The following is a 6,233-nucleotide window of genomic DNA, read 5'->3' on the forward strand; positions in this document are numbered from 1 at the left end:
GCAAGGGGCAAGGCACAACGCCATCCCGGAATCCCGGGATGTCCTGCCCTGCTGTCCGCTTTACCTGAGAGATTCACCCGCACCTTCCATGCGTGGGGCTTGCTCCTTCGGTGGATGGGGCACACCGCCGTGCCCTGCATCTCTCTCCAGCTAGGAACGCCTGCGGCCGTGGCGGCAGGCGGTGCCAGTCCTTTTGCCTGAGCGTTCGGGACGAACCCTGCGCCTTCGGCGGTGCCGCTGCCTGTGACCATTGCGGCCGGGCGGGCACTCTCTCCTGACCGGCGCATTCTAGCTGCGGCCAGCGCCCGCGCGGCTTCGGGATTTCCGCGGGCCGACTGCAGCTCCATGCGCTTGCCTGCATGGATGCATTTGCAAATTGCATAACTGTCTAAAAAATCTCCTACATTGAGATGCATCGATATATTAAATCTCGTGAGCGAGAAGGAAGAAGCGCACATGCAGCAGACGCTGGGAGACACATTGGCCTGGCCGGCACGTTACCTGCCGAACAAGGAAGCCCTGGTGGCTTGGGAGGGCGGCGAGCGCCGCGCCTGGACCTACGCCCAGCTCGATGCCGAAGTCAACCGCCACGCCCACGGCCTGGCCGAGCTGGGCATAGGCCATGGCGACGTGGTCGCGGCCTTTCTCTACAACACGCCGGCCTTTGTCTTCACCATGCTGGCGGCCGCGCGCCTGGGCGCCATCTTCAACCCCATCAACTACCGGCTGGCGGCGCAGGAGCTGGCCTTCATCCTCAAGGACGGTGCTGCGCGCGCCCTGGTGTTCGAGCACGAGGGCGGCGAGGTGGCCGCACGCGCCCAGGCCCTGCTCAAGGCCGAAGGCGGCGGCACTGGCGCAGGCATCGAGCACTGGATCTTTGCCGACGATGCCCCGGCAGACCCGCTGCCGGTCTGGGCCACGCAGCGCCTGTCCGCCCTGGCCAGGGGCCGCAGCAGCGCGCCGCCCCAGGCCCATGTGCGCGAGAGCGACCCCTGCATCCTCATGTACACCAGCGGCACCACGGGCCGGCCCAAGGGCGTGCTGCATACGCACCGCAGCAAGCTGGCGCACAACGCCCTCATGCACCAGACCATGCAGTTCACGCGCGACGACGTGGGCCTGGCCATGGCGCCGCTCAACCACACGGCCGAGCTGCACACCAGCTTTTTGCCGCGCCTGCAGGCCGGGGCCACCCAGGTGCTGCTGCGCCGCTTTGACGTGACCGAGGCCTGGCGCCTGATCCGCGAAGAGCGCGTGAGCTTCTTCTTCGCGGCGCCCACCATGGTCACCATGCTGCTGGCCGACCCCATTGCCTCGCCCGAACAGGCGCCCGCGCTGCGGCTGGTGGAGTACGGCGGCGCCTCCATGGCGCCGCACCTGATCCGCGAATGGACACGCAAGGTCGGCAGCGACTTGGTCCAGGTCTACGGCACCACCGAGATGGGGCCCTGCATGTCCATCCTCCTGCCGCGCGAGCAACTCTCGCACGCGGGCTCGGCCGGGCTGCCCTCCATGGGCCATGACCTCATCGTGGCCCGCCTGCGCGAAGACAACGCCCCCACCGATCCGGCCGAGGCCTGCCTGCCCGGCGAGGTGGGCGAGATCCTCGTGCGCGGCCCCTGCATGATGGCCGGCTACCTCAACCGCCCCGACGCCAACACCCGCGCCCTGGCGCACGGCTGGTACCACACGGGCGACCTGGGCCACATCGACGACGACGGCTACCTCTGGATCCGCGACCGCATCGACTACATGATCAATTCGGGTGCCGAGAACGTCTATCCGCGCGAAGTGGAAGACGCGCTGGTCGAGCATGCCGATGTGCTCGAAGTTGCCGTCATCGGCGAGGCCGACGAGCGCTGGGGCCAGATCGTCGCCGCCCACGTGGTCGCCAAGCCTGGCGCCACGCCCACGGCCGAGGCGCTGGACGCCTTCCTGGTCCACGGCGACCGCCTGGCCGCCTACAAGCGCCCGCGCCGCTACCACTTCCGCGAGGCCCTGCCCAAGACGGCCAGCGGGAAGATACAGAAGCAGTTGCTGAGGGTGGTGGTGGCGGCCTGAGGCTACGGCCTGCGCTTACTTCTGTGTTTGCCCAGGCGCAGCACAGCACTGCGCCATCGAGTTGCGCAGCCACCGATGCATGGCATCCCCCTGCTTGCGCACATGCCAGGCCTGCTGGTAGGCAAACCGGGGCAGCTCCAGCGGCGGAGCGAAACGGCGCAGCGTTTTGTGGCGGCGCAGGTCGCCAATGGCGCGGCTGCCCACGGTCAGCACGAGGTCGGTGCCTGCCAGCACCTCCAGCGCCGCGCTCCAGTGGGGCAGGGCCAGCACCACGCGGCGGCTCAGGCCTTGGGCGGCAAGCGCCCGTTCGATCTCCTCGCTGGCGTCGGGCCGCATGGCCAGCATGACGTGCGGGCGCTGCAGCCAGTCCTGCAGTGACAGCCCGCCGCGCGCCGGCAGCACGGCCTGGTCGGCCACGCTCACGAACTGCTCCTGGAACAGATCCTGCACCTCGATGCCTTCGGGCAGGTCGGGTGCGTCGGGGAAGGGCCCCAGGGCCAGGTCCAGTTCGCCATCGGCCAGTTGGGCCAGCATCACCTCGCGCGTGGACTGGCTGATGGCCAGGTCCAGCCCGGGTGCGTGCTGGCGCAGATGCCGCATCAGCGGCGGTAGCACGATGCGCGATGCGTAGTCCGACAGCGCCAGCCGCAGCCGTCCGCGTGCGTGGGCCGGGTCGAACTCCGCCTGTGCCAGCAAGCCGTTGAGGCTGCCCAGCGCATCCGCCAGCGGTTGCACCAGGCCTTGCGCGCGTGCCGTCAGCGCCATGCGGCCACCGCGCCGCACCAGCAACGGGTCGCCCAGATGCTCGCGCAGCTGCGCCAGCGAATGGCTCATGGCCGGCTGGCTCTTGTGCAGGCGCAGGGCCGCGCGCGTCACATGTTTTTCGGCCAGCAGGGCGTGCAGGGCCAGCAGCAGGTTGAGGTCGATCCGGCGCAGTTCATCCATGTCATGAATATAGACCGTGCACACAAACGATTTTCATTCATCCAGCGGATGCGAGAGCATGCAGGCATGGATTCACGAACAGGAAAAGGATGCTTTGCATGACAGGACGGAACACGATTTTGGCCATGGCCCCCGTGGGCATGGCACTGCTGGCTGGCGCCATCCTGCCGTTCCAGGCGGCGAGCAACGCCATGGTCGGGCGGGTGCTGGGCCATCCGCTGTGGGGCGCGCTGACTTCGCTGGCCGTGAGCGTGATGGTCGTCGTGCCCGCGCTCTGGGCCATGCGCGCGCCCACTCCCGCGGTGGCGCAGGCAGTCGCGGGGCCGTGGTGGCTATGGATAGGCGGCGTGCTGGGTGCCATCTATGTGGCCAGTGCGGCGGCCGTGACACCCAAGCTGGGCGCGGGCGGTTTTCTGGTCTGCGTGGTGGCGGGGCAGATCGTGGTCTCGGTGCTGGTGGACCACTTCGGCCTGATGGGCCTGGGCGCACGGCCGGTCAATGCGACGCGCCTGGCCGGCGTGGCCTTGATCCTGGGTGGCGTGCTGCTGGTGGTGCAGGGCGGGACGGCCCGTGCAGCGGCGGCCCCATGAGCGCCGCGAGCACGCCCTGCTTCAGCGGCGAAGGCCCCGGCCTTGCCCGCGTCAGGCGGGCATGCCCGGCGGCACGGCGGCGGGCCTTGCCGCTGGTGGACGTTCCTGGCGGGCATCTGCCGTGCCGGGCAGGAACCGGCCCAGCCGGATGACAAAGCAGGCCCCGCCTCCGGCAGCCGGCTGGAAGAACGCGTCGCCTGCGTGCAGCCTGGCGATGCGCCTCACCACGGACAGGCCCAGACCATGCCCGTTGAGGTGCCGGGTGGCGCTTGCGCGTTCATAGGGCTCGAAAACCTGTCCTGCCGCTTCGGGCGCAAGGCCCGGTCCCTGGTCGCTGACGGAAATCAGCAGGTCACCGGACGCATCGCAGCGCGCGGCCAGGGTGATATCACCCGCCTTGGCATATTTGATGGCGTTGCCGACAAGGTTGGAGATGGCGATGCGCACCAGGACAGGGTCGCATTGCCATTGCTGCGGGCCGTGTTCCAGATCCAGTTTCAGGCGATGCCGCCGGGACCAGCCGACGAGCTCTGCAGACTCCTCCAGGAGTTCATCCAATGGCGTCTGCTCCAGTTGCAGCCGGAACGCGCCCGCGTCCAGCCGGTCGTTGATCAGGCAGGTGTCCACCAGGGTCATCAGCCGGCGCGAAGCCCTGCGTATCTGCGACGCCTGCTCGATGAGGGAGTCCGCATCCGTCGTCGGGAACGTCTGCAGCTCAGTCGCGGCGCCGTCCACGATGGTGAGCGGAGTGCGGAACTCGTGGTTGATCATGTTGAAGAACTGGCGCTGCTCCAGCCGCATCTCCCGCTCGCTGTGCAAGGCGGTCTGCAAGGCCTGCTGGGCCGTTTGCAGTTGTGCGGTGCGCTGCAGGACCTTGGATTCCAGCTCGCGCTCGGCCGCCTGGGCGCGTGACAGGGCCTGCATCCGCTCACTGCGCAGGGCGCGCTCCGCCACCCGCGTGCGGTTGGTCACCGCCATTCCCAGCAGGATGGCCTCGGAAACACGCCCGGCAAACCACAGCATCTGTGCCGATGGCAGCGCAACATCCGGCAGCAGGCCCTGGGTTCTCAGCAGGTTCAGGATGCCCAGGGCCGAAGGCACCGCAAACGCCAGCGCGCCCGGCAGGTATTGCCACTGCCTTCGGACCACCAGCAGGTACAGCACGAAGACCGCACCGAACGATGTGGACACCAGGGCCGTGAACACCACGGCACGCGAGATCTGCGGATAGCCACCCAACAGTGCCAGGCCCAGTGCGATGGCATTCAGCCAGGCCACCACGCTGAAGAGGTGCGCAGCCCAGATCCAATGGCGACGGAACTCGAACAATTGGCTGAAAAACACCGTCGCCACCACACAGAAGCTGCAGTAGGCGATGGACAGCGCATGCTGGGGCTGGTCGGCGCCGGGCAGCCACAGGCCTTCGGGCCGGTAACGGAAAGCAGCGTAGGCAAAGCCGGCTGCCAGGAGCGCGGCGCAAAGAATGTAGAGCCTTTCCCTGAGCCAGCACCACAGGATCAGGCTCATCAGCGTGATGGCCAGGGCCGAGCCCATGTACGCGTACAGAAGCATGGCGGCCGGCGCCATGCTTCTGCCGGGAAACACCGCAATGCCCTGGGCGGCCTGTGGGTTGGGCAGCAAGCGGGTGAGCAGTGCCAGAAGCGCTGCGGCTGCCATGGCCTGCACCAGGACCTGCACCAGCCATTGCGCTGCAGCACCCGTTTGCCAGTGCCTTCGGCGGCCTTCGGTGGGGTTGTCTTGCGTGTGGATCAAGGGTCCGATTGGTTGATGTGGCGTGCGCCCGTATATGTCCGCCGTGCAGGCTTGCGGGGGGCCATTGTGCACCGGCGGCCATTGCGGGAAAGCGCTGTCTGCCGTCTGCCAGGTGCCCCAATGCAACAGGCCGCCCCGCTGCGGATAAGCGGGGCGGCCTGTAACGGGCTCCTGGTCTGGATCACGCATCCGGGCGCTGGCGGTAGTCGGCGGGGCTGGGTGAATGGTTTTGCTGCGCCGGTAAGCGTGCTCCCATGCAGACAAGTGTGCGCGTCTGGTCTCAGAAAATGCTGCTTTATTTCTTCAAAACAGGCGTTGCTACAGAAAATTATTCTGCGCCTGCCTGTTTTGCAGTAGATTGCCGGCTATGGATACCCTCGACAGAAAGATTCTTTCCGCCCTGCAGGCCAACGCGCGCGCCAGCCTGCAGGAAATCGGCGCCGCCGTGGGCCTGAGCGCCTCGCCCTGCTGGGCACGCATCAAGAAGCTGGAAGAGGCGGGGGTGATCGAGGGCTATACCGTGCGCCTGAACCCGCTGGCGCTGGGCCTGGGCGATACGGTGCTGGTGCAGGTCACGCTGGACAGCCACTCGGACAACACGCTGGAGAAATTCGGCGAGATGCTGGCGACCATTCCCGAGGTGGTGGAGGCGCATCTGGTCTCGGGCGAGTACGACTACCTGCTGCGCGTCGTCGTCAAGGACACGCGTGACTACGAGCGCCTGCTGCGCGAGAAGCTCTACAAGATCAAGGGCATACGCCACAGCCAGTCCAGCTTTGTGCTGCGCACGTTGAAGAAGGCCGACCTGCCGCTGGGGGTCTGAAGTCCATGCCCTCTGGCCAGGCGCCGCCGCCCGCCCCCTAC

The 6,233-nt window shown here is 67.5% G+C and carries 5 protein-coding genes and 2 riboswitches; of the genes, 3 read left to right on the forward strand and 2 right to left on the reverse strand.

The genetic code is table 11. From position 1 onward, the window contains the following. Window positions 1-41 precede the first annotated feature (41 nt). Window positions 42-160, reverse strand: a riboswitch (glycine riboswitch). A gap of 15 nt (window positions 161-175) precedes the next feature. After that, window positions 176-287: riboswitch (glycine riboswitch) on the reverse strand. 169 nt (window positions 288-456) lie between these two features. Then, window positions 457-2,061 (forward strand): fatty acid--CoA ligase, encoded by a 1,605-nt coding sequence (locus BW39_RS24480; RefSeq protein WP_043824718.1) that lies wholly within the window; start codon window positions 457-459, stop codon window positions 2,059-2,061. A gap of 15 nt (window positions 2,062-2,076) precedes the next feature. On the opposite strand, the gene BW39_RS24485 is transcribed toward BW39_RS24480, so the two are convergent. Beyond that, window positions 2,077-3,006: a LysR family transcriptional regulator gene (locus BW39_RS24485; RefSeq protein ID WP_043824713.1), complete on the reverse strand. Its 930-nt coding sequence runs from the start codon at window positions 3,004-3,006 to the stop codon at window positions 2,077-2,079. 98 nt (window positions 3,007-3,104) lie between these two features. Here BW39_RS24485 and BW39_RS24490 point away from each other — a divergent pair, with 98 nt between their 5' ends. Beyond that, window positions 3,105-3,596 carry a DMT family transporter gene (locus BW39_RS24490; RefSeq protein WP_043824715.1) on the forward strand — a complete coding sequence of 164 codons (492 nt, stop codon included), beginning with the start codon at window positions 3,105-3,107 and terminating at the stop codon, window positions 3,594-3,596. A gap of 51 nt (window positions 3,597-3,647) precedes the next feature. Here the strand turns inward: BW39_RS24490 and BW39_RS24495 are convergent, their stop codons facing one another. Further along, window positions 3,648-5,369, reverse strand: coding sequence for a sensor histidine kinase (locus BW39_RS24495; RefSeq protein ID WP_442854802.1), 1,722 nt, complete (start codon window positions 5,367-5,369; stop codon window positions 3,648-3,650). 367 nt (window positions 5,370-5,736) lie between these two features. Here BW39_RS24495 and BW39_RS24500 point away from each other — a divergent pair, with 367 nt between their 5' ends. Then, entirely contained in the window at window positions 5,737-6,192 is a 456-nt protein-coding gene (locus BW39_RS24500) for an Lrp/AsnC family transcriptional regulator (protein ID WP_016446324.1), read from the forward strand. Window positions 6,193-6,233: the final 41 nt, after the last annotated feature.

The sequence above is a fragment of the Delftia sp. RIT313 genome (assembly GCF_000632165.1).
Taxonomy (GTDB): Bacteria; Pseudomonadota; Gammaproteobacteria; order Burkholderiales; family Burkholderiaceae_C; genus Comamonas; species Comamonas acidovorans.

Coding starts and splice junctions, on each gene's coding strand:
- BW39_RS24485 (WP_043824713.1), bottom strand. CDS start 3,006: ATGGATGAACTGCGCCGGATCGACCTCAACCTGCTGCTGGCCCTGCAC.
- BW39_RS24490 (WP_043824715.1), top strand. CDS start 3,105: ATGACAGGACGGAACACGATTTTGGCCATGGCCCCCGTGGGCATGGCA.
- BW39_RS24480 (WP_043824718.1), top strand. CDS start 457: ATGCAGCAGACGCTGGGAGACACATTGGCCTGGCCGGCACGTTACCTG.
- BW39_RS24500 (WP_016446324.1), top strand. CDS start 5,737: ATGGATACCCTCGACAGAAAGATTCTTTCCGCCCTGCAGGCCAACGCG.